General features: G+C 69.1%; 18 protein-coding genes and 3 tRNA genes. 9 read left to right on the top strand and 12 right to left on the bottom strand.

Annotated elements, in window-relative coordinates:
- Positions 1 to 4: 4 nt before the first annotated feature.
- A complete protein-coding gene (locus JRI60_RS26375) occupies positions 5 to 1588 on the bottom strand; it encodes a TolC family protein (protein WP_430384394.1) in 1584 nt (527 codons plus the stop codon).
- Positions 1589 to 1806: 218 nt separating this feature from the next.
- Here JRI60_RS26375 and JRI60_RS26370 point away from each other — a divergent pair, with 218 nt between their 5' ends.
- Complete coding sequence (locus JRI60_RS26370; RefSeq protein WP_204228640.1) at positions 1807 to 2730, top strand: class I fructose-bisphosphate aldolase; 924 nt, start codon at positions 1807 to 1809, stop codon at positions 2728 to 2730.
- A 366-nt stretch (positions 2731 to 3096) separates the two neighbouring features.
- The gene (locus JRI60_RS26365) at positions 3097 to 4191 is read left to right on the top strand and encodes a polyprenyl synthetase family protein (RefSeq protein WP_239470736.1); all 1095 of its coding nucleotides are present in this window, start codon (positions 3097 to 3099) and stop codon (positions 4189 to 4191) included.
- Between the two features lie 191 nt (positions 4192 to 4382).
- On the opposite strand, the gene JRI60_RS26360 is transcribed toward JRI60_RS26365, so the two are convergent.
- From JRI60_RS26360 to JRI60_RS26335, 6 genes are all read right to left on the bottom strand, one after another.
- Positions 4383 to 4455: transfer RNA gene (locus JRI60_RS26360), tRNA-Ala, on the bottom strand.
- Positions 4456 to 4527: 72 nt separating this feature from the next.
- Positions 4528 to 4600 (bottom strand) — tRNA-Ala (locus JRI60_RS26355).
- Positions 4601 to 4654: 54 nt separating this feature from the next.
- A complete protein-coding gene (locus JRI60_RS26350) occupies positions 4655 to 5053 on the bottom strand; it encodes a hypothetical protein (RefSeq protein ID WP_204228638.1) in 399 nt (132 codons plus the stop codon).
- A 70-nt stretch (positions 5054 to 5123) separates the two neighbouring features.
- Positions 5124 to 6491 carry an RsmB/NOP family class I SAM-dependent RNA methyltransferase gene (locus tag JRI60_RS26345; protein ID WP_239470735.1) on the bottom strand — a complete coding sequence of 456 codons (1368 nt, stop codon included), beginning with the start codon at positions 6489 to 6491 and terminating at the stop codon, positions 5124 to 5126.
- Positions 6492 to 6515: 24 nt separating this feature from the next.
- Complete coding sequence (locus JRI60_RS26340; protein WP_204228637.1) at positions 6516 to 7166, bottom strand: response regulator; 651 nt, start codon at positions 7164 to 7166, stop codon at positions 6516 to 6518.
- Positions 7167 to 7238: 72 nt separating this feature from the next.
- Positions 7239 to 7324 (bottom strand) — tRNA-Leu (locus JRI60_RS26335).
- Positions 7325 to 7417: 93 nt separating this feature from the next.
- On the opposite strand from JRI60_RS26335, the gene JRI60_RS26330 reads away from it, so the two are divergent.
- From JRI60_RS26330 to JRI60_RS26320, 3 genes are all read left to right on the top strand, one after another.
- Positions 7418 to 8164, top strand: coding sequence for a tetratricopeptide repeat protein (locus JRI60_RS26330; RefSeq protein WP_204228636.1), 747 nt, complete (start codon positions 7418 to 7420; stop codon positions 8162 to 8164).
- Positions 8165 to 8525: 361 nt separating this feature from the next.
- A complete protein-coding gene (locus JRI60_RS26325; protein WP_204228635.1) occupies positions 8526 to 9485 on the top strand; it encodes a diguanylate cyclase in 960 nt (319 codons plus the stop codon).
- A 51-nt stretch (positions 9486 to 9536) separates the two neighbouring features.
- On the top strand, positions 9537 to 11270 hold the full coding sequence (locus JRI60_RS26320) for a response regulator (protein ID WP_204228634.1): 1734 nt from the start codon (positions 9537 to 9539) through the stop codon (positions 11268 to 11270).
- On the opposite strand, the gene JRI60_RS26315 is transcribed toward JRI60_RS26320, so the two are convergent.
- Positions 11258 to 12100, bottom strand: coding sequence for an SDR family oxidoreductase (locus tag JRI60_RS26315; RefSeq protein WP_204228633.1), 843 nt, complete (start codon positions 12098 to 12100; stop codon positions 11258 to 11260). The two genes, JRI60_RS26320 and JRI60_RS26315, sit on opposite strands and share 13 nt — an antisense overlap.
- Positions 12097 to 12996: a tRNA (adenosine(37)-N6)-dimethylallyltransferase MiaA gene (gene miaA / locus JRI60_RS26310; protein ID WP_204228632.1), complete on the bottom strand. Its 900-nt coding sequence runs from the start codon at positions 12994 to 12996 to the stop codon at positions 12097 to 12099. The genes JRI60_RS26315 and miaA overlap by 4 nt, the downstream gene beginning before the upstream one ends.
- Before the next feature lie 167 nt (positions 12997 to 13163).
- Between miaA and JRI60_RS26305 the strand changes: the two genes are divergently transcribed.
- The 4 genes from JRI60_RS26305 (at position 13164) to JRI60_RS26290 (ending at position 19375) form a co-directional block, all read left to right on the top strand.
- A complete protein-coding gene (locus JRI60_RS26305) occupies positions 13164 to 14822 on the top strand; it encodes a serine/threonine protein kinase (RefSeq protein ID WP_204228631.1) in 1659 nt (552 codons plus the stop codon).
- 18 nt (positions 14823 to 14840) lie between these two features.
- Positions 14841 to 15761 (top strand): DUF2381 family protein, encoded by a 921-nt coding sequence (locus JRI60_RS26300; RefSeq protein WP_343213425.1) that lies wholly within the window; start codon positions 14841 to 14843, stop codon positions 15759 to 15761.
- A gap of 108 nt (positions 15762 to 15869) precedes the next feature.
- Entirely contained in the window at positions 15870 to 18038 is a 2169-nt protein-coding gene (locus JRI60_RS26295; protein ID WP_239470734.1) for a hypothetical protein, read from the top strand.
- Complete coding sequence (locus JRI60_RS26290) at positions 18035 to 19375, top strand: hypothetical protein (protein ID WP_204228629.1); 1341 nt, start codon at positions 18035 to 18037, stop codon at positions 19373 to 19375. The genes JRI60_RS26295 and JRI60_RS26290 overlap by 4 nt, the downstream gene beginning before the upstream one ends.
- 13 nt (positions 19376 to 19388) lie before the next feature.
- Here the strand turns inward: JRI60_RS26290 and JRI60_RS26285 are convergent, their stop codons facing one another.
- The 3 genes from JRI60_RS26285 to JRI60_RS26275 are packed head-to-tail and all read right to left on the bottom strand — an operon-like array spanning position 19389 to position 23470.
- On the bottom strand, positions 19389 to 20156 hold the full coding sequence (locus tag JRI60_RS26285) for a hypothetical protein (RefSeq protein ID WP_239470733.1): 768 nt from the start codon (positions 20154 to 20156) through the stop codon (positions 19389 to 19391).
- 46 nt (positions 20157 to 20202) lie between these two features.
- Positions 20203 to 20394 carry a hypothetical protein gene (locus JRI60_RS26280; protein WP_204228628.1) on the bottom strand — a complete coding sequence of 64 codons (192 nt, stop codon included), beginning with the start codon at positions 20392 to 20394 and terminating at the stop codon, positions 20203 to 20205.
- A gap of 7 nt (positions 20395 to 20401) precedes the next feature.
- The gene (locus JRI60_RS26275; RefSeq protein WP_204228627.1) at positions 20402 to 23470 is read right to left on the bottom strand and encodes a PQQ-binding-like beta-propeller repeat protein; all 3069 of its coding nucleotides are present in this window, start codon (positions 23468 to 23470) and stop codon (positions 20402 to 20404) included.

Here is a 23470-nt window from a genome sequence, read left to right as displayed (position 1 = left end):
TTATTCACGGCTCCCGGGGCGTGGTGCCGGTGACCCGTGCCAGCTCCGCCTGGGCGACCTGGAAGTCGTGCCAGCTCTGCGCCCGGTCGGCCGACGACTGGGCGAGCGCCGTGAAGGATTCGATCAAATCCCTCGTGCCGCTGGTGCCGAGATCGAACGCCGCCATGGCCGCCGTGGCCCAGCGCCGCGCGTCCCGCTCCGCCTGGGTGAGCACCCTCGCCCGCTCCAGCGCCGCCACCAGGTCTCCGTGCGCCTTCGTCACCTCCAGGCGGATGGCCGCCTGCAACAGCCGCTGCTGCGCCTTCAGCTTGTCCAGCTCCGCCCGCGACTGATCCAGCTGCGACTGCTTCACCGGAATGTCGAAGGTGCCGCGCGCCACCAGCCCCACTCCCGCCTCGCGCTGGTTGTACGGATCGAAGGCGAAGGGATCCTTCTGCGTCGTCGCGCTCGAGGTGTACCGAAGCGTCAGGAAGCCCGCGAGCCCGATGTCCGGATAGAACATGCGCTCGCGGATGAACACCTCCTGCTCGCGCGCGACGACGCCCGCGGCGATGCCCACGAGCTCCGGCCGCTTCTGCTCCGCCGTCGCCAGCACTTCCTCCAGCGTCGGCGCCTTCACCTCCCCTTCCGGCTCCAGCTCCGCCTCGACCACCTGCACCGATTCCCCCGGCGGAGTGCCCGCCAGCAGACGGATGGCGGCCAGCGCGAGCTGCCGGCCCTGCTCGGCCTGGGCCCGGCGCGCCTCGAGCTGGTTGCGGAAGAAGCCGACCTTGTACAGGTCCATCTTCGACACCTGCTCGGACTTCTCGTCCATCATCTTCTGCAGCTGTTTCGCCGCGTCCTCCAGCCGCTTCGACGTCTCGTCGAGCTGCGCCAGCCCCGAGCGCGCCAGCTGGTAGCCGAAGAAGGCTTGTGCCGCCTGGAATCCCGCCTCGTCCTGCGCGCGCTCCTTCAGCGCCTTGCCGATGACCGGCCCCTGCTCCGCCGCCTTCTCCAGCGCCCGCAGTTTCCCGAACGTGTAGAGCGGCAGCACCGCGTTGGCCTCGATGAAGGCGGTGAACCCCATCCGGCCGAACCTCCAGTCGCCCTCGAGCGAGGCCTCCGTCGTCGGCGGCCCGCCCAGGCCGTCGTTGCGCGCCTCGGGGACCGGGCCTCCCACGCCCACCGTCGTCTCGAACTTGGGGAACCAGGCCCAGCGCGCCTGGCGCAGCAGCGCCTCCAGCCGGCGCAGCTCCGCCCGCGCCTCCTCCACCCTCGCGTCCTGCTTGCGCGCGCGCTGGACGAGCTGCTCCAGCGTGAGCGGCTCCGCCTTCGTCTTCCCGGGCGCCGAGGGCGGTCCCTGCTCCGGCACCGCCTCCTGGGCCGTCTCACCCACCTGGGGCGCCACGTCCGGGGCCTGGGGCGTCTCCAGGCCCCCGGCGGGAGCCTGCGGCGTGGCCTGGGGCGCCGCCTGCGAGGCCGGTGCCGCCGTGCCCGACGACGGGACCGAGGGCGTGGGCGTCGGAGCCGGTGCGATCTGCGCTCCCGCCAGCGTGGCCGCGAGCATCAACCCCACTCCCATGACACGTTGCGCTTCTCTGCGGTTCACCACTCGCCATCTCCCAGCGGCCCCACTCCCGGCGGGGCGTTTCGAGCGGCGCAGCATCCACCTTCGTGACGCTTCCGTCATCGGGATCATGCATCTCTCCGCCCGAGCGTTCGCGCCGCGACGAAGAATCGCATGATCTGCTTGGTCCTGGGCCCTCGCATGGGCAGAATCCGCGCCGCCAAGTCAAGGGGCGTCCCGCCCCCCCATCGAGGAGCCACATGGCTTATACCGATCGCGTCAAGCAGATCCTCTCGTGGTACCCGTCCGACACTCCGGGCACGCTGACCAACCTGGCCCGTCTGCTCAACACCGGCACGCTGGCCGGCACCGGCAAGCTGGTGATCCTCCCGGTGGATCAGGGCTTCGAGCACGGCCCGGCCCGTTCCTTCGCTCCCAACCCCGCCGGATATGATCCGGACTACCACATCCAGCTGGCCATCGAGACGGGCTGCAATGCCTACGCCGCCCCCCTGGGCTTCCTGGAGGCCGTGGCCGGCAAGTACCTGGGTGAGATCCCGCTGATCCTCAAGCTCAACAACTCGGACACCCTGGGCAAGCCCGAGCACCCCATGTCCGCGGTGACGGGCTCCGTGAAGGACGCGGTGCGCCTGGGTTGCTCGGCCATCGGCTTCACCATCTACCCGGGCTCCGGCGCCCGCAACGAGCAGTACGAGGCCCTGCGCGACCTGATCGCCGAGGCCAAGGACTACGGCCTCCCCACGGTCCTCTGGGCCTACCCGCGCGGTAGCATCTCCAAGGAAGGCGAGCAGGCCATCGACGTCATCTCCTACGCCGCGCAGATCAGCGCCCAGCTCGGCGCCCACATCATCAAGGTCAAGCCGCCCAAGGACTTCCTGGAGCAGCCCGAGGCCAAGAAGGTCTACGAGGCGCACAAGATCCCCACCAAGACCATGGAAGAGCGGATCCGCGATGTCGTGAAATCCGCCTTCAACGGAAAGCGCATCGTGATCTTCTCCGGTGGCGAGTCCAAGACCACCGAGGCCCTGCTCGAGGAGATCCGTCAGATCGCCGCCGGCGGCGGTTTCGGCTCGATCATGGGCCGCAATGCCTTCCAGCGCCCGCACGACGAGTCCGTGAAGCTGCTGAAGGACGTGATGAACATTTTCAAGAACGCTAAATAACCACACAAAACCACACGCTCGTGAACGGGGTTTCGGCGGCCGTTTTCCCTCGGGATCGGCCGCTTTTTCATTGCCGATGGAAAACGCGCAGGCGGGTCAAAATAAACATATGGGTATTAGATGACCCATTACGTCTTTTTCCCTCTGAGGCCCTTCCTTCCGTGCAGTGACGGCAGTATTTCTCTCTCTAAAAGCCATTTGCCCCTATAAAAATTTTCTGCTATTAAAATCATAAAGAATCAGCGATGGGGCTTGACCGACCCCCCCCAAGCCGCCCAGCCCCGGAGGTCCGCCATGCTGACGTTGGTTGCCGCAGTGCAGGATACGATGCCGACGCGCGGAGCCTCGGGTGCGCAGAACCCCGTCATGAAAGAGCGGAAGCCCTCACCGGCCGGGACTCCGGCGGCAGAACAGTCCTCGTCCCCTCTGGACTTCGTGTCCTGGGCGAAGACGGTGCAGTACCAGACGCAGGTGGTGCTGCATCAGATCCTCGAGCTCGAGGATGAGAGGCACCTGGACACGTCCTGGAACAAGGTGCTGGAGCAGGTGCGCAGCTACAGTCTGCGTCCCTCCAAACGCATCCGACCAGGCCTGGTGCTCGTGGGTTACGCCCTGGGGCGGGGCGACACGCGGGCTCCCTCGGGGTTGTGGCGGTTCGCGGCGGCCACGGAGCTTCTGCACACGTTCATGCTGATCCACGACGACGTGGCGGATCAGGCGGACACGCGGCGCGGGGGCGCCGCTCTGCACAAGATGCTCGGCGAGGGGCGGCTCGGCGAGAACCTGGCGATCGTGATCGGAGACCACCTCTACGGCCGTTCGCTGGAGGTGATGCTGGGCTGCAACCTGCCGGACGCGGACGTGGCCACGCGCTACTTCCTCAAGGTGTGCCGCTACACCGCGGCCGGGCAGTACATGGACATCCGGCTGCCGCACCAACCGCTGGCCGAGCTGTCCATCTACCACGCGCTGCGCGTGGCCTACCTGAAGACGGCGCTGTATGGCTTCACCGCGCCGCTCGTGTGCGGCGCCATGTTGGCGGGTTCCGATCCGGAGCTGATCAACAAGCTGGAGCGCTTTGGTCGCTACGTGGGAACCGCCTACCAGCTTCGTGATGACCTCCTCGGTCTCTACGGGCAGTCCTCCGTGGTGGGCAAGCCGACGGACTCGGACCTGGCGCAGGGCAAGCGCACCTTCCCGCTGCTGGCCGCCTACCTCCGCGCGACGCCCGAGGCCCGCCAGGAGCTGGAGACGCTGTGCATCCCCGGCCCCAAGGACGAGATGATGCTGCAGCGCGCCCGTGAGCTGGTGGAGCAGCACGGGGGCCGTTCCGCCACCGAGCGCCTCATCGAGCGCTCCACCAACGCCGCCGCGCGCATCCTCAACACCCTGCCCGAGGCCGGCGGCCTCAAGCAGATGCTGCGCGACCTGCTGCAGATGCTGATGATTCGCGAGGCCTAGCCGCTTCCGCGAGGCCCCTGGCGCCTCGAGAGCCCCGGGGGGGGTGGCTCAGGTATCCCCGACGCCTCGCGGCCCGAGTACGGCCCTCCTCCGTCGACGCCCAGGCGCTTCGCGGGCGGACTTGTGGTGCGCGCTTTCCTTCGAAAATGAAAAGGCCCGTCAGGTGTGAACCTGACGGGCCTTCTTCATTGTGGAGCTAACCGGGATCGAACCGGTGACCTCTTGAATGCCATTCAAGCGCTCTCCCAGCTGAGCTATAGCCCCATATTCACTTGTGACTTCGAGGGTGAAAGACGAGGCCCGTCAGCAATCCTGACGGGCCTCTTTTTTCGACTGTGGAGCTAACCGGGATCGAACCGGTGACCTCTTGAATGCCATTCAAGCGCTCTCCCAGCTGAGCTATAGCCCCGAAACCCTGCAACCACCTGGGGAGTGGCTGCCGTCCGTCAAAAGCGGCGCCCTTCTACAACGGCTTCTTGCGGGACGCTACTCCTGAATTCGTCGGCCCCGCTTTTTTTTCGTTCAGCCGCTGGGCCGCCTCCTCTCCTTCCTTGAGGAGATCGCCGATCTCCCGGGCATGGGCCTCGGCCTTCTTCTGCGCGTGCTCCACGGCCTTCAGGAAGGGACCAAAGCCCTCGGGCAGCTGCAGCTTGCCCTTCTGCACCTGCTTGAAGACCGACTCGCCCAGCTGGCGCAGCGCGCGATCCTTCTCCTTCTGGATGAAGTCGCTCTGTGTCTTCGCTCGAGCCAACTCGGCGTGCTTCTCCACCTGATCGCGGAGCTCGGCCATCTGGGACTGGGCGGACTGGAACGCCTCCTGGATCTGACGGAGGGTCTCGGACTGCTTCGGGTCGGCTGCCACCGGGTGCAACCTCTCGGAAAGAGGACTGCTTTCCTGCGTAGCGTGCGCCCGCGGGCACTGTCAACCCCGCCTACCCCTTGCGCAGCCGGGCGGCGAAGAATCCACCCCCGGGCACCCGGGGAGGCAGGGCCCGCAGGAAGGGGCCATCGCACAACAGCGCCGCCCGCTCGGCGCCGAAGAGAGGCGCCAGGGGCTCCACCGTGAAGCCGGGCACCTTCGCGAGGAAGTCCCGCACCACCGCGTCGTTCTCCTCGGGCAGCAGCGAGCACGTGGCGTACACCACCAGTGCTCCCGGCTTCACCTGCGGCGCCAGCTCCTCCAGCAGCCCCAGCTGCGTGTCGTGGAACTCCGCCACGGCCTTCGCCGACAGCTTCCACTTCTGATCCGGCTCCCGCGCCAGCGAGCCCGTTCCGCTGCACGGCGCGTCCACCAGCACCACGTCCGCCTGGTCCAGCGGCAGCGGATGGGGGAAGGACACGTGCCGCAGCGACAGCTCCCTCGCCCGCTCACGGGCCTGCGCCAGCCGCCGGCGCGAGCGGTCTCCCGCCACCACCCGGCCCTTCGCCCCCACCTCGTCCGCCAGCGCGAGCGTCTTTCCTCCCGCCCCCGCGCACATGTCCGCCACCGTCCGCCCCGACAGCGAGCCCTCCAGCGGACGGCATGCCTCGACGATGAGCTGGCTGCCCACGTCCTGCACCTGCAGCCGGCCCTCCTTCATCACCCGCGTCTCGAAGACGCGATGGCTCGCCTCGGCGATGCGCACCGCGTCCAGGGCCACCGCCACCGGCTCCGCCGCCACGCCCTCCTCGGCCAGCCGCGCCAGCACCTCGTCCCGGGTTCCCGTGGGCCTCGCGCGGAAGTGCAGCGTCGGCTCCTCGTCCAGCGCCGCCAGCATCGCCTCCAGCACCGGCTCCGGGTGCAGCTCGGCCAGCCTCAGCACCAGCCAGTTGGGAAAGGAGTAGCGCGTCGCCAGGCGCTCGGGGCCGGACTCGGGCACCGGCGGCTCCGCCAGCGGCGACTCCGCCACCTGGCGCAGCAGATCATCCTTGATGGTGCGCGGACGCATCGGGCCGGGCAGCTTCACCTCGGGGCCGATCCGCGCCCAGCCCTCGCCACAGAAGAGCCGACGCCAGAGCACGTAGCGCACCAGCGTCTGATCCTCCAGCAGGCCGATCTTGCTCGGGACATGCCCCAACGTGCGCGCCGCCAGGTCCAACAGCCGCTGGTGCCGGGACATCTCCCGCACCGCCAGGGCCGTGAAGCGCCGCTCCTGGCCGCCCAGGCTGCCCGCGTCCTTCAACGCGTTGGCCAGCGCCAGCTTCAACGGTTCGCCCTTCAACACCGACAGGTGCGCCTCCAGGGCCGCCGTCGCCGCACGTCGCGACGGTCGCCCCAGGCGCTCCTCATCCAGGAAGCTCGTGGGCCAGAGTGTGCTCAAAGCTCGAACGATCCGCGTCCCGCGCTACCCGCGGAACGCCAGCGAGACGGCCAGACATCCCTCGCGGGTCCGCACCTCGCGCGGTCCGGCCGACAGATAGAAGTATTGGTGCCGCTCCCGGCGCTCGCCCTCCACCTCGAGCGAGCCCTCCAGCACCATCATGCCCGCGCGGCCCCGGTGCAGCGGCCGGGGCAGGCTCGTCCCCGCCTCCATCCGCACCCACAACCGCCCGCCCGGCTCCTCGACCGCCTGGACACCGGCGGCCGCCTCCTTCCACGCCCCCTCCGGCGCCGCCTGCCCCACCAGCCGCTCCACCTCGCTCCTGAGCGAGAGGAAGCGCTCCACCAGCCCCAGCATGTCGTCGATCTGGAAGGGCTTGGCCACCACCGCGTCCGGCTCGTGGGGCCTCAGCACCCGCACCACCTCCTCGGCCGTCGCCGCGCTGACGATGGCCACCGGCTGCAGCCGCTGACGCGCCGCTTCCAGGATGATGCGCCCGCCCTCCCCCGTCTCACCGATGCGCAGATCCGTGACCACCAGCGAGAAGGTCTCCTCGCGCAGCGCCCCCAACGCCTGGGTCACGCTGCCCGCCTCCCGCACCGGGGCCTGCTCGGAGATGAGCTCGACCATCCCCTCGCGGAGACTGGCGTCATCCTCCACCAGCAGAACCTTCATTGGGTCCTCCCACCCGGCACTCCGGAGTCGTACTGCCCGCGGGAGCGCCCAGCGGGCGGGTACTCCCCGGATTGGCCCTCCCCGGACTCGAACCGGGACGCGGGGTCAGCCGCAGCGGATTTTGAGTCCGCCTCGTCTACCAATTTCGACAGAGGGCCCCTTGGGGTTGGAACAAGCAGACGTATACCGCGATGTCGTCCCGGACGCATCCGAAGATTGCGGTCACCCCCGACGATCGCTAAACGGGCGCCATGTACAACCTTCTCATCGCCCTGGGTGCGGGTCTCCTCGTCACCCTGGTGACCAAGTTCGCGGGCTTCAAGCTCTGGCAGGGCCTCATCCCGGGCACCCTCGTCCTCCTCGGCACGTACGTCTGGCTCGGCCGTCGCATCGGCAACAAGCTCCAGGAGCTCATGACCTCCGTCCAGAAGGAGCTCCAGGGGCAGCCCACCAGCCAGAAGGAAGCCCAGTCGCGTGTCGAGCGGGCCATCAAGATGCTCGAAGGTGGGCTCGTCTACGACAAGTGGCAGTTCCTCGTGGGCTCGGAGATCCACTCCCAGATCGGCATGCTGAAGTACATGTCCAAGGATCTGGACGGGGCCCAGGCGCACCTGTCCAAGGCCAGCCCGCGCAACTACATGGCCAAGGCCATGCAGGGCGCCCTCTTCTTCCAGCGCAAGGACTTCGCCGCCATGAAGAAGTCCTTCGAGACCGCCGTCGTCTCCGGCAAGAAGGAGCCGTTGATGTGGGCCGTCTACGCCTGGTGCCTCGTGCAGAACAAGGAGAAGGACGAGGCCCTCAAGGTGCTGGGACGCGGCGTGGAGGCCAACCCCTCCGACGAGAAGCTCAAGAGCAGCCTCTCCGCCCTCCAGAATGACAAGAAGCTGAAGATGAAGCCCTACGAGCCCATGTGGTGGCAGTTCGGCCTCGAGCCACCCCCCACCCAGGTGCTCGGCGGTGGCGGTGGCAGGCGCTTTCAGTTCAGCCCCCGACGCTGATCCACACCTCCCGGGAATTCCTACTGGTGTGATACCCGGGAACGCTGCAACTCTTGCCAAGTGGGAGCGCCTCCTCCAAGGCGTTGGGAACTGCAAGTCCCTGGAATCACATCCGCCTCTCCGGACTTGAAGAGGGGCACGACGCTTGCTCCTCGGGTCGGCCACGCCAACCCGCCAGAGCGGGTCGGTGTGATGAGACATCGGACTTGGCAGCCGGGGGTCTCGGGTGAAGGAGGAGGAGGACGTGGGGTGCTCCCCGTGGGCGGCGGCGACGGACGGGCGGGAGGGAGATCCCTCCGGGCGTGGCACCCGAGACTTTCGGCCTGCCATTGAGAGGCAGGCGCGGGAAGTGGAGCGGACCATGGAACGGCACGACCGCCGCGGGGACAGGGCCCTGATCCTGGTCGTGGAAGATGACGCGGGCACGCGCGACAGCCTGGTGGAGCTGCTCGCCGCCAGGTTCGACGTGCTGGGCGCGAGCGACGGCCAGTCGGGCCTCGTGCTCGCCCGGGAACGCCAGCCAGATCTGGTGCTCCTGGATCGCTTCCTCGATCGCGAAGACGGGTTGACGATTCTCGAGTCGCTGCAGCACGACAAGGCGACCGAGTCCGTGCCCGTCATCTTCCTCACCGGAGATTCGGACGAGGCCACGCTGGAGCGGTGTCTGGAGATGGGGGCGGTGGACTTCGTCCACAAGCCGGCGAGCGGCCGCGAGCTGATGGCCCGCATCGACCGGGCGCTGCGCCAGAGCGAGCAGCAGCAGCGCCTGCAGGTGCTCGCCCAGACGGATGCGCTCACGGGCCTGGCCAACTTCCGCGCCCTGTCCATCCGGCTCGACGAGGAGTTCAAGCGCTCCAACCGCTACCAGTACCCGATGTCCGTGGTGGTCATCGACCTGGACCACCTCAAGGCCATCAACGACGGCATGGGGCATGACGTGGGCAACCGGGCAATCCTCGCCCTGGCGAGCCACCTGCGCACCAACCTGCGCGAGGTGGACTTCGCGGCCCGCTTCGGGGGCGACGAGTTCGTCGCGCTGCTGCCCCACCAGACGGCGACCGAGGCGGCGGTCTTCGCCGAGCGGATCCGCGCCGGACTGCGCACCGTGAAGGTGACGCGAAGCGACGGGCGGCCGGCGCCCTTCGGCCTGAGCGTCAGCGTGGGGATCGCCGACCACTCGACCGCCAACCCGCGGGAGAGCACGGAGTCCCTGTTGAGGGCCGCCGATGCCGCCCTCTACGAGGCCAAGCGCGAGGGGCGCGATCGCGTGGTGGTGTACGGGGCGCAAGAGATGCCTCCCCCCAAGGCACAGCGGCACTGACAGACACCCATACCCCCAGAGGACCGGATGGAAGGCGGAGCGAGGGCGCGGATGAACGGGAGCAGGCTGGCGAGCGGGTCGAGGGTGGCCATCATCGGAGGCGGCATCGCCGGAGCGGGGCTGGCCGCCTCGCTGCTCTTCAACGGCAGGGCCCGGGGCTGCACGCTGGACGTCCGGGTGTACGAGGGCGGCGATCCGGGCACCATCGCCCCTCCCGCCGTGCTGACGCCCGAGTGCCGCTCGCGCCTGGCCGCGCTCGGCTGCCGGGTGCCGCCCGAGTGGCGCGCGCACGAGCTGCGCGGCGTGGAGATCCTCTCCCACGGTCAGCGCGAGGTGCTGCCGTGCGCCCCGGGTGGCCTGTGGGTGGTGGACGGGTGGCCGCAGGGCCATGGCGGACTGGCGCTGGTGCGCGAGGTGCTCGCCGGCGCGGCCACGGCCCAGGGTGCTCGCTTCGTGGAGCGGCACGTGGAGCGCGTGGAGAACCAGCCCTCGGCGCCGGATGCGCCCGCCGCGGTGCGCAAGAGCGGCCCGCTCGTGGTGCGCGCCCAGGGCAGTGGAGATCGCTTCCACGCGGTGGTGCTGGCCACGGGGGCCGGTCCGTCCCTGGGCGATGCCTTCTTCCCGGGCTTCCAGCCCGCTCCCACCGTGGCCGCGGTGCAGGCCCGGTTGCGCCACGCCTCTCCGCGCCTCACCGTGACGCCGCTGGCCCGGCTGTGGCTCTCCCCTCTGCCCACCGTGGACGGACTGTTGCTACTGCCCGGTGCGCACTCGGTCTACGCGCTCGCCTTCGGGCCCGCGGTGACGCCCGCGGACCTGTGCCAGGTGTTGATGATGGCGGCCCGTGACGGGCTGGTCGAGGAAGGTTTCGAGCTCGCCGCGCTGGAGACGACACGGCTGCCGTACGGGCCGGGACGCACGATCGTGGCGCCTGGGCAGCTCGCGGTGGGCGCGGCCGCCTTCGGCCACCCGCTGCAGCTGGGCTTGTCGGAGACGCTGGCCTCGTGCAGCCGCGCGGCGGTGGCCCTGCTGGACGCGGGCCTGGAGGCTCCGGCCCTGGAGCGCCGTTATGTGCGCGAGGGCCTTGGCGAGCTGCTCGATGACTCGGCGGCCGGGGCTCGCGCCGTCAACTGGCTGCGCCGGGCCGGAGGGCGGGCGCCCCAGGCCTTCCTGAAGGCGCGCAACCGCGGCTCGTCCGGTGGCATGGGCGCCGGGGGCATCCTGGGGCTCGCCTCCCCTACTCCTCAGGCCCTGCTGAGCGCCGCCCGGTGGGCCGGCATCCGCGAGACGATGGCCTCCTGGGTGCGCACGACGGTGGAGCCCCTGCCGGCGACCATCCCTGCCCTGGAGCCGGATCTCTACTACATCGTGGACGACGATCCGGATCAGCGCGAGGCGATGACACAGCTGCTGGAGTCCACGGGTGCACGGGTGGTGGCCTTCGCTGACGAGCTGGCCCTGTTCTGCGCGGTGGCGCGCCGGCCTCCCACGGCGATCCTCCTGGACGTGGTGCTGCACTGGGTGGACGGACTGCGGCTGTGCGAGGGCCTCAAGCAGCACCCGCTCACGCGCGACACCCGCGTGGTGGTGATGAGCGGATTGAACCGGCCGCACGTGCGCCAGCGCGCGCTCGACGCGGGTGCCGAGGCCTTCCTCCCCAAGCCCGTGGACCCCGAGCGGTTGCTGCGCCAGCTCATGGGCCAGCTCCCCACCAGCACGTCCGTGGCCCAGCACCGGCCCGAGTCGGAGAGCAGCGTGGCCGATGAGACGGGACGCTACGCCTCCTGACCCGGGCGCCGGGCCTCGAGGCCGTAGTAGGACATGAGGATCCGCTCGAAGACGCGCGAGGGCAGGAACGCCTTGGTGGACGCGAGCAGGCGCTGAGAGACGTGGCCCACCGTGTAGCGCACCGCCAGCGGCTCGCGCTCCATCAGCTCCAGCACCCGCCGGGCCACGAGCTCGACGGGGGCTCCGGCCCGCTCCTCCTTCTCGATGATCCGGAGCGCGGCCTCGAAGACGTTCCAGTACACGGAGCCCGAATCACAGCCCCGGGCCCGCACGCGGTTGTCGGTGATGGGCGTGCACACGTCGCCGGGTTGCAACAGGGTGACCCGGACGCCGAACGGAGCCACCTCCTGGCGCAGGCTCTCCGTCAGCCCTTCCAGCGCGAACTTGCTCGCGCTGTACAAGCCCTGGAACGGCAGGCCCACGACGCCACCCAGCGAGCTCACGTTGACGATGAGGCCCGAGCCGCGCGCCCGCATGGACGGCAACACCGCCTTGCACACGCGCAGGACACCGAAGAAGTTGGTGTCGAGCTGACGCCGCGCCTCCTCGAGCGACGTGTCCTCGACCGGTCCGGCCAGGGCGTAGCCGGCGTTGTTCACGACGACATCGACGCGGCCCCGTTCCTGGAGCACGGCGTCCACCGCCTTCTGGACCGAGTCGTCCTCGGTGACATCCATCGCCAGCATCCGGTGGCGCGTCGGAGCGGGAGGCGGCTTGCGGCTCGTGCCGTAGACGGTGTGGCCCCGCTCGCTCAGCAGCTCCGCGCAGGCCCGGCCGATGCCCGACGAGGCTCCAGTGACGAGGACGACCCTTCCTTCGGCTTCGCTCATGTTCCCCCTCCGTTCAAGAGTGCGTCATACGGGGGCTCCACGAAGACCGCCCCCGACTCCTTACGGAACCACGTGAGCTGCCGCTTGGCGTAGCGGCGCGTCTCCTGGGCCGCCTGCTCGATGGCCTCTTCCACCGAGAGACTCCCGTCCACCACCGCCTTCGCCTGCACGTAGCCCACGCTGCGCATCGGCGCGGCCTCGGCCCAACCCCGGGCGATCAGCTCCCGCACCTCGTCCACCAGCCCGCGCTGGAACATGGCGGCCGTGCGCGCGTCGATCACCCGGTACAGCTCCTCGCGCGGCGGCGAGAGCACGTACATCCGGAAGGGATACCGGTCCTCGGTGAAGGCATGCTCCCGGCGGAACTCGGAGGCTGGCTTCCCCGTCTGCTTGTGGATCTCCAGCGCCCGGATGGTGCGCACCAGATCCTGCGGCGGCAGCTTCGCGGCGGTCTCCGGATCCACCTCGGCCAGCTTGCGGTGCACGGCCTCACGGCCCTCGGCGGCGGCGAGCGCCTCCAGCTCGGCGCGCAGCTCGGGATCCGCTCCCGGTGCCTCCACCAGCCCGTGCAGCAGGATGCGCAGGTACATCCCCGTCCCGCCCACCACGAAGACGGGCTTGCCCCGGGAGGTGATGTCCGCGATGGCCTCGTCGGCGCGACGCTGATACTCGGCCGCGGAGAAGGGCTCGAGCGGCTCCACCACGGAGATGAGGTGGTGCGGCACCGTGGCCAGCTCCTCCGCCGAGGGCTTCGCCGTACCGATGTCGAAGTGCCGGTACACCTGCTGCGAGTCCGCGCTGACGATCTCCCCACCGTGTCGGCGGGCGAGCTCGATGGCGATCGCTGTCTTTCCCGATGCGGTGGGTCCGGCGATGACGGTGAGGAAGGGCTTCATCGGCGCTCCACCCCCGCTCGTATCACGTCCACGCCGAACCCCGGGGGCCGCATCTGCCCTGTTCCGAGCCTGCTCTCGAAGTCGCACGAGAAACTCCCTACCTCGGGCGTCCAGGGACTTGGCTCACCGGTCTGGTAGCGTCCGGCACTGCTCTGGAGGTGGGCTGAATGCAAGACGGAAGCGATGAATCACGTGAGCGATCCTGGCAGGACCTGTCTCCCGGAACGGAGGTGGCGGGCTTCATCATCGAGGGGAAGCTCGCCTCCGGCAGCTTCGGCACCGTCTATCGCGCCAGGCGGCTCGAGCACCCCTTCGCCATCAAGCTGGTCCCCATGGACCCGCGAGGGGACCGGGAGGTGGACACCCTGCGCCGGGTGTGGCGTCACCCGAACGTGGTGGAATTCCACGGCTATGGCTTCTGGCCGGACGAGGAGCCTCGCTTCCTGGTCCTGGCCCTGGAGCTCATCGAGGGGGAGCCCCTGGACGTGTGGGCCCAGGGGAAGAACCCGTCCGCGCTCGAGCTGGTGACCCAGGTGCTGCTGCCGCTCGCGCGCACCCTGGCGGACGTGCATGAAACCGGAGTGGTGCACCGGGACATCAAGGAAGCCAACATCCTCATGCGCGAGGCGGATGGGCAACCGGTGCTGGTGGACTTCGGCGCGGCCGGATACGAGGGCGCGCCGCGCCTGACGATGCGGCTCCCTCCGGGGACGGCCGAGTACCGCAGCCCCGACGTGGTGCGCTTCGCACGGGCGTGGGAGGGGGAGCACTACCCGGCCGGGCCGGCAGACGACCTGTGGGCCCTGGGCGTCACGCTCTACTGCCTGCTGACGCGCGAGCTCCCTTTCGGGGACCGGAGCCGTCCGGATCTGATGCTCGCCATCCTCCAGGAGAACCCGGTCCCTCCGCACGAGCGCAACCCGCGCGTTCCCCTGGCGCTGAGCCGGCTGTGCCTGCGCATGTTGGAGAAGGCCCCCGAGGCCCGGTACGTGGACGCCACGGCACTCGAGCGCGCGCTGGTGGAGCTCCTGGCCCTGGCGGATGCCGCCTGGAGCGTGCCGCTCTTCGCCGGTGACGGACGCCCCGGGAAACGAGCCACGGCCGCACCCGCGCGCCGGACCTCCAGGCCGAGATGGATCGCGGGGCTCGTCCTCACCACGGTCCTGGTGGCGACCAGCGTGCTCTCCTGGCACACCGTCCAACGTTCCACGTCTCCTCCCCCCCTCCCTCCGCACCAGGCCATTCCTCGCCAGGAAATAGCGCTCCCCGAGGTGACGGGAGAAGTTGTGCACGGCGCGGAACCGCGGAAGTCACCTACCCCCGCGCCCGTCGCCAGCGCGACGACCAGCGAGGAACCCGAAATGAAGAAGAACCGCATCCTGACCACCGCCCTGATCTGCGTGGGTACCGCCTGCGCGAGTGGCCCGCCGCTCCGTCCCCCTGCCCCGACCACGTGCCCGCCCGGCTCGGCCGAGACGTTCAAGCGATTCGATATCCGCTTCGGAGAAGTGCACGGCGCGCTGTTCCCTCCCTTCGATAAACCCATGGTCATGTCCGCGAAGCCGGGCCCTGTCTCCGCGATGAACATCGGGCCCTGGGGAGGGATACCGGACGGAACGATATTCTCCGGGGAGCTCTTCGTCGGGAAGGAGCGGGTCTACGCCCGATTCACCGAGGCGCGTCTCGCCAGCGGAGAGGTCGTGCCGATCTGCCTGGAGGTGTACGAGAACGGCGTTCTGGGCGTATTGCCCATGGAAGGCGGTACGGCCAGGAATCCCAACATCAGCCCCAGCGTCACCGTCGTGGCGTCATACACATTCAACTAGGCCAGGAGACCGCGCTCCGTGCTCCCTCCCTGCTCCATCTCCATCCTGGCTCTGGTATTGCTTCGAAGCGCACCCGTTGTGCAACCGGCCCCTGCTGCTCCGAGTTGCCAGAGCGTGCAGCGCATCGAACTGTCACTGACAGCTGGCACATACGAGATCTGTGTCAGCCCGGGTCTGCTGACGGGTTTCGTCTTCGACGTCCCCGTCGTCGTGGATCTGCAAGACGAGGTGCGCTTCATGGAGGTGACGCGCAGCCGCACCAGCATCAGCATCATCCCCCCGGTGGATATGACACCTGGGGAACGGCTCCGGCTGACGGCTGTGTTCGGAGACGGGAGCGTCCAGGGTCGAGTCACCTTCATCCTGGTGGCTCACTCGGGACAGGCGGCGCACCAGGTGGAGGTGTACCGCGACAAGCGGACCCGCGAGTCATTCCAGCATGAGATGGAGCAGGAACGCGCCAGGAACGAGCAACTGCGGAACGAGTTCGAGCGGCTCCAGCATCGATTCGAGCAGTTGAGTATCGAGTGTGGAGATCCGGGGGGGATGCGGAGGCTCATCGCCAGCAGGGCGATGGGCAAGGATGGCATCCGCGCCCAGGACTTCAGAAAGGAACTCATCGGATACACGGAGGGCATGCTCTCGGTGTTCAGGGGCACCAGCTATCGCTCCACCTACCGGGTGGCGGTGGAGGTATGGCTGCGCAACGACAGTCCGGAACCCTGGACGGCAGCTGACGCGGCGCTGGTGGATGCCACGGGGGCGAAGTTGCCGGGCATACGGCTCTGGCAGGAGGGTGCCATCCCACCGAAGGAGCGGCGTCTGGTGGTGGTGGAGGCGGACGCCGGAAGTGGAGAGCCTGTCGGAGACATCACCGTGATGCTTCGGGAGGACGGACCCCGCTCGATCAGCATCCCGAAGGTGGCGATTCCGCGATGAGTTTCTCAGGCAGGCTTGCGCGGTGCATTGCGGTGGCAACAGACTGGCAGCCATGACGCCGACACCCACCCCGGCCGTTGTTTCGGGAAGCGACTGAGGCGGCTGGCAATGCGGCGCCAGCTCCTCGAATGGATCCATGCCCGGGCGCACAGGTGGACGGCGCTGCTTCTGGGGGCCGCGCTGCTGACGAGCGGTTGCGTCACGCTGGCGCCGCAACCCGGCAGGAGAAACTCCGAGGGCCCGCGCGCCTTCTCCACGTTGCGAGCGCCGGGGCTCGGGCTGGGCCTGGACGCCGCCCTGGCGAGCACGGGCGAGACGCCCCCTGCCACCCAAGCCCCACCCTCCTGCGGAGGTGAGGCCGTGCCTCCAGGCTGGCCCGATTTCTCCTCCGGCGACAGGGAGGCACTCCTTGCCCCCTTCCTCACATGCACCTCGCCCGCGGAATTCCTCGCGCTGCAGGAGCACGTGGACATGCCCCGCCTGGTGGGGGCGTTGGACGGCTGGCAGGCCGTGCGACTCGGTGCCCAGGGTACACTGCGCGAGGATGCCGCCAGCCTCCTCAACCGCAAGCGCACCTCCTTCCTCGTGGAGGCCACCGAGCATCATGGAACCCTCAGGGCCGAGGTGCTCGCCCTCTTCATCGTCAACTCGGCCCATGATGACGACTTGAGGGAGATTGTCTCCCTCCTGGCCCAAGACAAGCGGCTGGCGGAGACTCTCGAGTTCCTGCCCGCATTCCAGACGGCACTGGAGAAGCGGGGCCTGAAACCCACGGCCCGTCCGGACCGGGGCTTTGAAATGAGCGACGTGGGCCGAGGCCTTGCTCGAGCTGGCAGAGACGCCCTCTCCAGCTCACCCATGAGCGGTGACGGGGCAGCCTTCGCCTTCTCCACCATACGAGGCCAACTGCCGCCGGAGTACCAGGAGGCCCTCGACGAGGCGGAGAAGAAGTGGGCGGAGCAGCATTTCTCGGCAGGCAACGTGGTGCTGGGCGGCTTCGACCACCTCACCTTCGGCGTGCCGCTGGGCTTCTACGGCCTGCTGGCCGGGACGGGCCATGGGGCGTACTCGCTGACGCAGGGCAAGTACGAGCAGGCCACGCGCGAGCTGGCGCCAGCGGCACTGCTGGTAGCCATCTACGCAGGCGGAAAGGGCATGCGCTACCTCACCGAGGCCCGAGGCGCACCGGTCCTCACCGGCCTCGAGGCAATGGAGCTGCGCCTACGGGCCCTCAAGGAGACAGCGTGGCGGTTGGAAGGGCTGTTGGGCGTGAACGGCATGCGGGAGCTGGCCCGGTATCTACAAGCCAGCCGAGAGGCGGGCCGTTTCGTCTCCTTGGGCGGAGCGGACGCCGCGCTGGCCCTATACGAGGCGCGGGGGGATGTGACCAAGGCACGGCCGCTGATGTCCAGGGCCAGGCCCGGGGCCACAGGCTCCTCCGCGGGGAGGAGAGGACCCTCTTCCAAGGAGGCTCATGGTGTGGAGCGCCCTGGCAGCCTGGCCTCGCTGGTGGACAAGGAGGCGGGCCTCACGCCCGAGGTGGTGGAAGCAAAACTCTCGGCGGTGGAGTTCGAGTCCACGGGCCCGCGCCTGCCCAAGGACGTGGGTGTGCTGGAGAAGCAGCGTCCCTCCCTCGACGCTCCGCCGCCCGAGGCCCGAGGTAATCCACGCTGGCGCGAGTACGTCGAATACTACGAGAAGCGCCTCCACGAGGTGATGGAGGGCAAGGCCGCCAAGGGTCCCCTGCCATGGGAGGCCTACGAGCAGATGCGGGGGTGGTTCGCCCGGGGGTTGGCCTTCGAGCGCATCATGGTGAAACTGCTGGAGGCCGACGCACAGTTGCCTCGGGCAGAGCGCCGCTTTCTCGGGGACTTCGACAAGCCCCGCATCGAGACGAATGTGGGCGTGAGGAAGGAGGACCCCGGCCTGCGCTATGCGGATGTGCTCGTCATCGAGGAGAGCGAGCGCGCCGGACAGCCTCGGCGCGTGGAGACATTCAGCTTCAAGAGCCGCGATCTCTCGGGAGTGAAAGGTCCAGCCCTGGATGCGCAGATGATTGCGGATGCGAGGGAAGCTCTGCGGAAATACGGTGAGACGCTGGACATCCGTCGCGACTCCCTCCAGCCGCTTCTCCGCGGGGGCAGCAAGGTACGGGTCCCAAGGGTTCGTCTCGTCTACGAGGGCGGCCCCCTGATGCCCAAGGAAGTAAAAGAACTGAAGAGGGCCGTGGCCGCAGTCGAGGAAGAAGTTCCGGGAGTGGAGGTGCTGTTCCAATGAAGGTGCTGGAGTTTCACGACATGAAGGCGGAGGACAGTCTCCTGCTCACCTTCGATGGGGCCTTCGACATGCGGGCGGCACTGGAGAGCGAACTCGGTCCCCTGTTTCAAGCGCTCGAGGAGTACGCGGGCGAGTGGATGCCGGACGTCGTCGAAGGCAAGCGGCAACGTCCATACGCCCGCGCCGCCATCTGGAAGGCGCTGGAGGAGAAGCACGGCGAACGCGTCACGACCATCGGGCTCTACCGGACGAAGTGGCCCGGTCTACGCATGACGCTGAGGCTCTATTTCTCGACCACCCCTCCCAGACTGGACATCTTGCTCGAGGTGCGGCCGCTCTCCTTCTTCACGGAGGCCGAGCGCTGTATCCCATTCGTGGAGATGGTGCGCGCGTGGGCCTCTCACTACCCGGTCTCCCATGCCTCGGCCCACAGTCTGGCTGACGATCAGTTGTCGGGCGCTCCCGACTTCGGTCGCGATGACAGGACCTCGCGAAGGGACGGGTTCGACAAGATTTATGAGGTGTCCTGGCTCAACGTCTTCGGCCCGAAGCTGGTGGAGACGGTGGGCCGCCAGCGCATGCTGTCCACGCCGGCCCACCGGGTGGAGGGGTTGGCCAACGGCTCCGTCCTCCTGGTGGCGTGGCCCACCGCCGCGGACTTCGCCCGCGAGGAAGCGCGCGTTGCCCAGGCCCGGGCACATGTCCACCTCCGGCCAGACCTGGACTACGGCTCCGTGCTTCGTACCTTGCGCGAGCGCAGCGCGACGCTCGCCCCCGTAGAGCCCTGCTTCCACCCAGACGTGGTCCCGCTTCTCTCTCGCGTCGTGGACAGCGTCGCCATTCATGAGCGCCAGCGAAAGATCGGCGAGCTCAACTCGTACAAACCGCCGGATCCAGAGGAATGGCGCTCCGCCGACTCCGCCCTCCCCTCAGACGTAGAGGACCCGGAGCGAGCCCTCGAGCATTACGGCTACCTCGCCGAGCGCCTCGTGGCCCTGCTGCACACGAAGGTGACCTCCGTGCTCAAGGGGACACCCGAGTCACTCACGGATGTGGACTACCAGTTCTGGCACGAGGAGTTCCCGAGGATATTCGAGCGGCAGCACATCGACGCGCACGCGGTGCCCGCCATTGGCGGCTACCTGGGCGAGGTTCTGGTGCGGAACCTGGGAGGGCAGTGGATACCGCGCAAGAAGCTAGAGGAAGCCCAGGTGCTCGTCGGCAACCGCGTGTGGTTTCCTTTTGCCCGGGCCCACCACTACATGCGGTCGTGCCAGTCTCTCCTGGATTCTTCCCTCACGCAGCTCTACCGCGCGGCCGAGCGCCACCGGGGCTGAAACCAATGCGGTGTCAGAGCTTCGCCCCCTCCAGCCTCGCGCGCACAACCTCCGCCGCGGACGCATCCCGTGCGAAGACGAGCCGGGCCGTCTCCACGCCTCCGAGCAGACGGCTCGCCGCGCCCATCAGGTGGCGACGTCCAGCGGCGGAGGCCTCGGACAGGAGCGCGTTGAGCAGCAACACCCGGGCAATCTCTCCGGCGCCCACCGGCTCCCAGCGCGAGGCCGTGTCCCAACCCAATGTCCCCACGACGCACAGCGCGGCCTCGCGGGGAACCCCCACGTTCCACGGCGTCCCCGCCGCACGCCAACCCCTCGCCTCGGGCCATACCGCCACCAGCTCGTCCGTCAGCACCGTGCCTCCGGCCCCCGCCCAGAGCGCTCCCAGGGTGCTCTTCCCCGCCCCGGATGGGCCCGTCCAGAGCGCCGCGCGCCCGAGGTGCTCCACCGCCACCCCGTGCACCAACAGGCCCCCGCGCCTCGCCAGCTCGCCCGCGAGCATCACCTTCAACACCGTGTCCACCGGAAAGCGGCCCTCGCCCGTCACCGTGGCGCTCCGGCCCTCGGGCGCGATGTCCGCGACGTAGTCCTCCCCTTCCACCCGCAGGCCACCTCCGGAGACCGGCCGGGGCTCGGGCAGGCAACGCACGTCGGGCGCGGGCCTCGGAGCCTCCGGGCGCAGCACCCGCACGTGCGCCCGAGCCGGCTCGCAGGTACGGAACGCCGCGAAGGCCCGCAGGAGCAGCTCCTCCAGCGATGGCTCCTCCGACTCGACGGACACCGTCCATCCCGCCAACGCGAGTGTCACCCCGGACAACGGAGGAACCTCACGGGACGTCCTCGCACGCACCCGGCTCACAGGCGTAGTCCTTGTTGGACACCTGCGCGAGCGCGACGAAGGGCTGCTCCCAGAGCACCGCGGGCGGCTCATAGACGCGCGCACGCACGGCCGGCACCGGCTCGGACGAGGCCAACGCGGGCGGGGTTCCTTCAGGCGTGGGGGTGCGATCGCGCGTCATCGAGGGCTCAGGGGAACGGCACCGGGAAGGCGCAGATGCGGCCGTCCTGTGTGCCCACGTGGAGGCGCGACACGGTGCTGTCCACCGTGGGCGTGCCGACGGCCAGCGCACCGGGCAGGGAGACCTGCTTGCCGTCCACGCCGGTGGTGTAGTCCAGCTCGTGCACCTTCTCGTCCTTGCCTCCGACGTAGAGGCGCTGCACGCCTCCGCTCGTGAACGAGAAGGTGCCGGACGGGCTCGGGATGGGCGTGGACCAGACCCGGGTCACCGAGGTGGCGCCCGTGGCGTCGGTGGTGACGCTCCAGCGCTCCACGCGGCCCAGCGCGTCGGTGGCGCCGAGGATGCTCACGACGAAGCCGCCACCCACCGGCCGGGCGTACTGGGAGAACGCGGGCACCGAGGCCGACGGCCGGGAGGCCACCGACGCGCTCCAGGCGACCGTCATCGCCGTCATGTCGATGCCGTACACCTTGCCGTCGCTGTTCGTCACGAGCGCCAGGTTCGTGCCATACCGGATGATGCCGAAGTCGATGTCCCCGAGGGACAGCCGGGCCAGCTCCGTCCCCGTGAGGCTGTCGAGCACGCGCAGCGAGGCCAGCGAGCCCCCGTTGGAGCGAGCGCCCATGTACAGACGGTTGGTCGTGTAATCGATCAGCATGCCCCCGCTCACCATGCCGAGATCGCCCGGGGAGTACGTCCACACGGGGGCGCCGGTGGCGGCCTCGAGCGCCACCACCTGGTTGGTGGTGCCAGTGCTCAGCCGGGTGGCGAAGAAGGCGAGATCCTTCCCGGGGAAGGCATCCTTGTAGGCCTGATTGGTGCTGCCGGTGTTGAAGAGCTGCACCACCGGGAAGGACTGGATGGTGCCGAGCGAGGAGGTGCTCCGCCAGAGGAGCTCGCCGGTCTCGGTGCGGATGGCGTAGGTGAAGCCCGCCTGGTCTCCGGTGAGGATGTACTGCCCGGGCCGGTTGTAGAGCGGGACGATGGGGAAGCGGCTCTGCACGGAGCCCTGGAGCCGCACCGGACGCCAGCGCTCGGAGCCATCGGCCACGGGCGTGGAGGTGTTCGTCAGGTTGGCCGTCACGCTGCCCGAGGTGTTGGCGGTGAAGATGCCCACGCCCAGCTCGGTGATGGGCTGCTGCAGGGTGGAGAAGCCCACGCTGTAGCACCACAGGGGCTGACCGGTTCCACGGCTGGTGGGGACGGACTTCAGCCCGAGCGACTGCGGCGCGTTGCCGGGCGAGTACCGGTACAGCGGGTCATGGTTGTAGACGCGGTAGAAGTACACGGTGCCGTCGGTGACGCCGGTATCCGCGTAGGTGGAGGCCACGCTCAGCTCGTCCGAGTACACCACCGTGGCGTTGCCGAGCGTCTCCCCCACCGCGTACCGGCGGCCGGGCTCGGGGGCGGTGTTGGGGGCGAGGCCCTCGGCGCGCAGCACGAGCACCCCGTCATGCTCGGACGGGTTGGTCCACAGCAGCGTGTTGCGGCCAGGTCCGGCGAGCGCCACCAGCGAGTCGACCTCGGGCATCATCCGGTTGACGAAGAGCGAGACCGGCGCGTCCACGCGCAGGGTGTTGGAGGTGGAGCCGCTCACCTGGGTCAGCTCCAACTGGTGGGTGAGGGCCGTGTCGCTGGAGACGGTGCCGAAGGACGCGTAGTCGATCGAGAAGGTCTTCTGCGTGCCCGGAGTGATGCCGGGCTGCCCGGAGAGGGCCGTCCACGTGTAGCCCTTGTTGGTGGCGGACTGGGTCCAACCGCTGGTGTCGCTGGCGAAGGGCGCGGACGGGGAGACGGTGAAGAAGGTCGCGTCCGGCGTGAGCAGCCTCACGCTCCGGATCTCCACCGTGCCGCCGTTGTAGATCGTGTACTGGAGCGTCCGGTTCCTCGCCCCGGAGATGACGGAGGACGGAGCGATGGAGAGTCGGTGCTCCACGATGCGGCCCTGAGCGGAGAGTGCCGTGCCCGTGGAGATGGGCGCGCCGTCGCGCGTGGCGTCCGCCTGGCCGCCGAACTGGAATGTGGAGCCAATGGGCCCGTTCATCTGGTACTTCCAGAGGAAGGAGACGGACGAGCCCGGTCCGAGCGACGCGGCGCTCGCGGGCATGGGGCTGCTCAGCAGGGAGGGCACCGCCGTCCCCGTGAAGGTGGGCGCGCTGGGGACGACGTTCCGGTAGGTGCTCGTGGACGGGTTGGACACCACGAGCCGCACCGTCACCGTGTCGCCCGGGGCGATGCTGGAGGGCAGGACCTCGAGGAGCGCCGGAAAGCTGCTGACGATCACCTGGAGCGAGGAGGTCGTCGCGGTGCTCACCGTGCCGTTGCCCGCCGAGGCCTGGAAGACAGCGGTCCCCTCCCCCGTGGACTGGAGCTTGCCGGTGAAGGCCCCGGTGGCACCGGGCGCGAGCGACAGCGAGGCCGGAGAGAAGGCCACCGTCTGGTTGAAGGACGCACCGCCCACCACCCCCGGGCCGCTCAGGGTGATGTTGCCCTGGGTCGCCAGGGAGCGATTCACCACCTGGAGCTGCACGGAGACAACGCCCCCGAGCTGGAGGGTGCGCGGCAGCACCGTGAGGGACGCGGACAGGCCCGCGCGCTTCCAGCTCGCCGTGCTCGGGTCTCCGTTGAACGTGGTGCCGGAGCACGAGTCACGGGCCATGCTCGACTTGTTGGGGTTGTTCCCGCCCACCAACGCATCGGTGGCATCGGCGTTGGCGGCGAGGCCCACGAGCCGCAGCGTGAAGCGCGCGGCGGTGCCCGGCGCGAGCCCCAGCGGCCCCGGGGTGCAGGAACCGCTCGCCGTATAGGTGATGCGGCGCTCCTTGCGGTCGATGGTGCTCACCGTCCAGCCGGCCGGGGCATCGCCTCCGTCGACGTCATAGGCGGCACCGTCGACCGCGAGGCTGATCTCGTTGAGAGGGCGGGTGCTGGTGGAGGCGTTGCGCACCTCGAAGACGAGCGAGGAGATCTCCCCCATCACCGCGGTGCCGTCGACGGGCGTGACGGTCCACGCGTTCTGGGCCAGCGCGGTGGCGGGCAGCAGGAGCAGCAGGAGCGCGAGCGGGCGTGCGTTCAT

The organism is Archangium violaceum (genome assembly GCF_016887565.1).
GTDB lineage: Bacteria > Myxococcota > Myxococcia > Myxococcales > Myxococcaceae > Archangium > Archangium violaceum_B.
The sequence above is the reverse complement of the archived record's forward strand: the minus strand, read 5'-3'. Positions and strand labels throughout refer to the sequence as shown.

Bases quoted from the DNA above. Each gene is read 5' to 3' on its own strand.
- miaA (WP_204228632.1), bottom strand. From the start codon at position 12,996: ATGAAGCCCTTCCTCACCGTCATCGCCGGACCCACCGCATCGGGAAAG.
- JRI60_RS26295 (WP_239470734.1), top strand. From the start codon at position 15,870: ATGCGGCGCCAGCTCCTCGAATGGATCCATGCCCGGGCGCACAGGTGG.
- JRI60_RS26340 (WP_204228637.1), bottom strand. From the start codon at position 7,166: ATGAAGGTTCTGCTGGTGGAGGATGACGCCAGTCTCCGCGAGGGGATG.
- JRI60_RS26290 (WP_204228629.1), top strand. From the start codon at position 18,035: ATGAAGGTGCTGGAGTTTCACGACATGAAGGCGGAGGACAGTCTCCTG.
- JRI60_RS26280 (WP_204228628.1), bottom strand. From the start codon at position 20,394: ATGACGCGCGATCGCACCCCCACGCCTGAAGGAACCCCGCCCGCGTTG.
- JRI60_RS26325 (WP_204228635.1), top strand. From the start codon at position 8,526: ATGGAACGGCACGACCGCCGCGGGGACAGGGCCCTGATCCTGGTCGTG.
- JRI60_RS26370 (WP_204228640.1), top strand. From the start codon at position 1,807: ATGGCTTATACCGATCGCGTCAAGCAGATCCTCTCGTGGTACCCGTCC.
- JRI60_RS26315 (WP_204228633.1), bottom strand. From the start codon at position 12,100: ATGAGCGAAGCCGAAGGAAGGGTCGTCCTCGTCACTGGAGCCTCGTCG.
- JRI60_RS26275 (WP_204228627.1), bottom strand. From the start codon at position 23,470: ATGAACGCACGCCCGCTCGCGCTCCTGCTGCTCCTGCTGCCCGCCACC.
- JRI60_RS26365 (WP_239470736.1), top strand. From the start codon at position 3,097: ATGAAAGAGCGGAAGCCCTCACCGGCCGGGACTCCGGCGGCAGAACAG.
- JRI60_RS26330 (WP_204228636.1), top strand. From the start codon at position 7,418: ATGTACAACCTTCTCATCGCCCTGGGTGCGGGTCTCCTCGTCACCCTG.
- JRI60_RS26305 (WP_204228631.1), top strand. From the start codon at position 13,164: ATGCAAGACGGAAGCGATGAATCACGTGAGCGATCCTGGCAGGACCTG.
- JRI60_RS26320 (WP_204228634.1), top strand. From the start codon at position 9,537: ATGAACGGGAGCAGGCTGGCGAGCGGGTCGAGGGTGGCCATCATCGGA.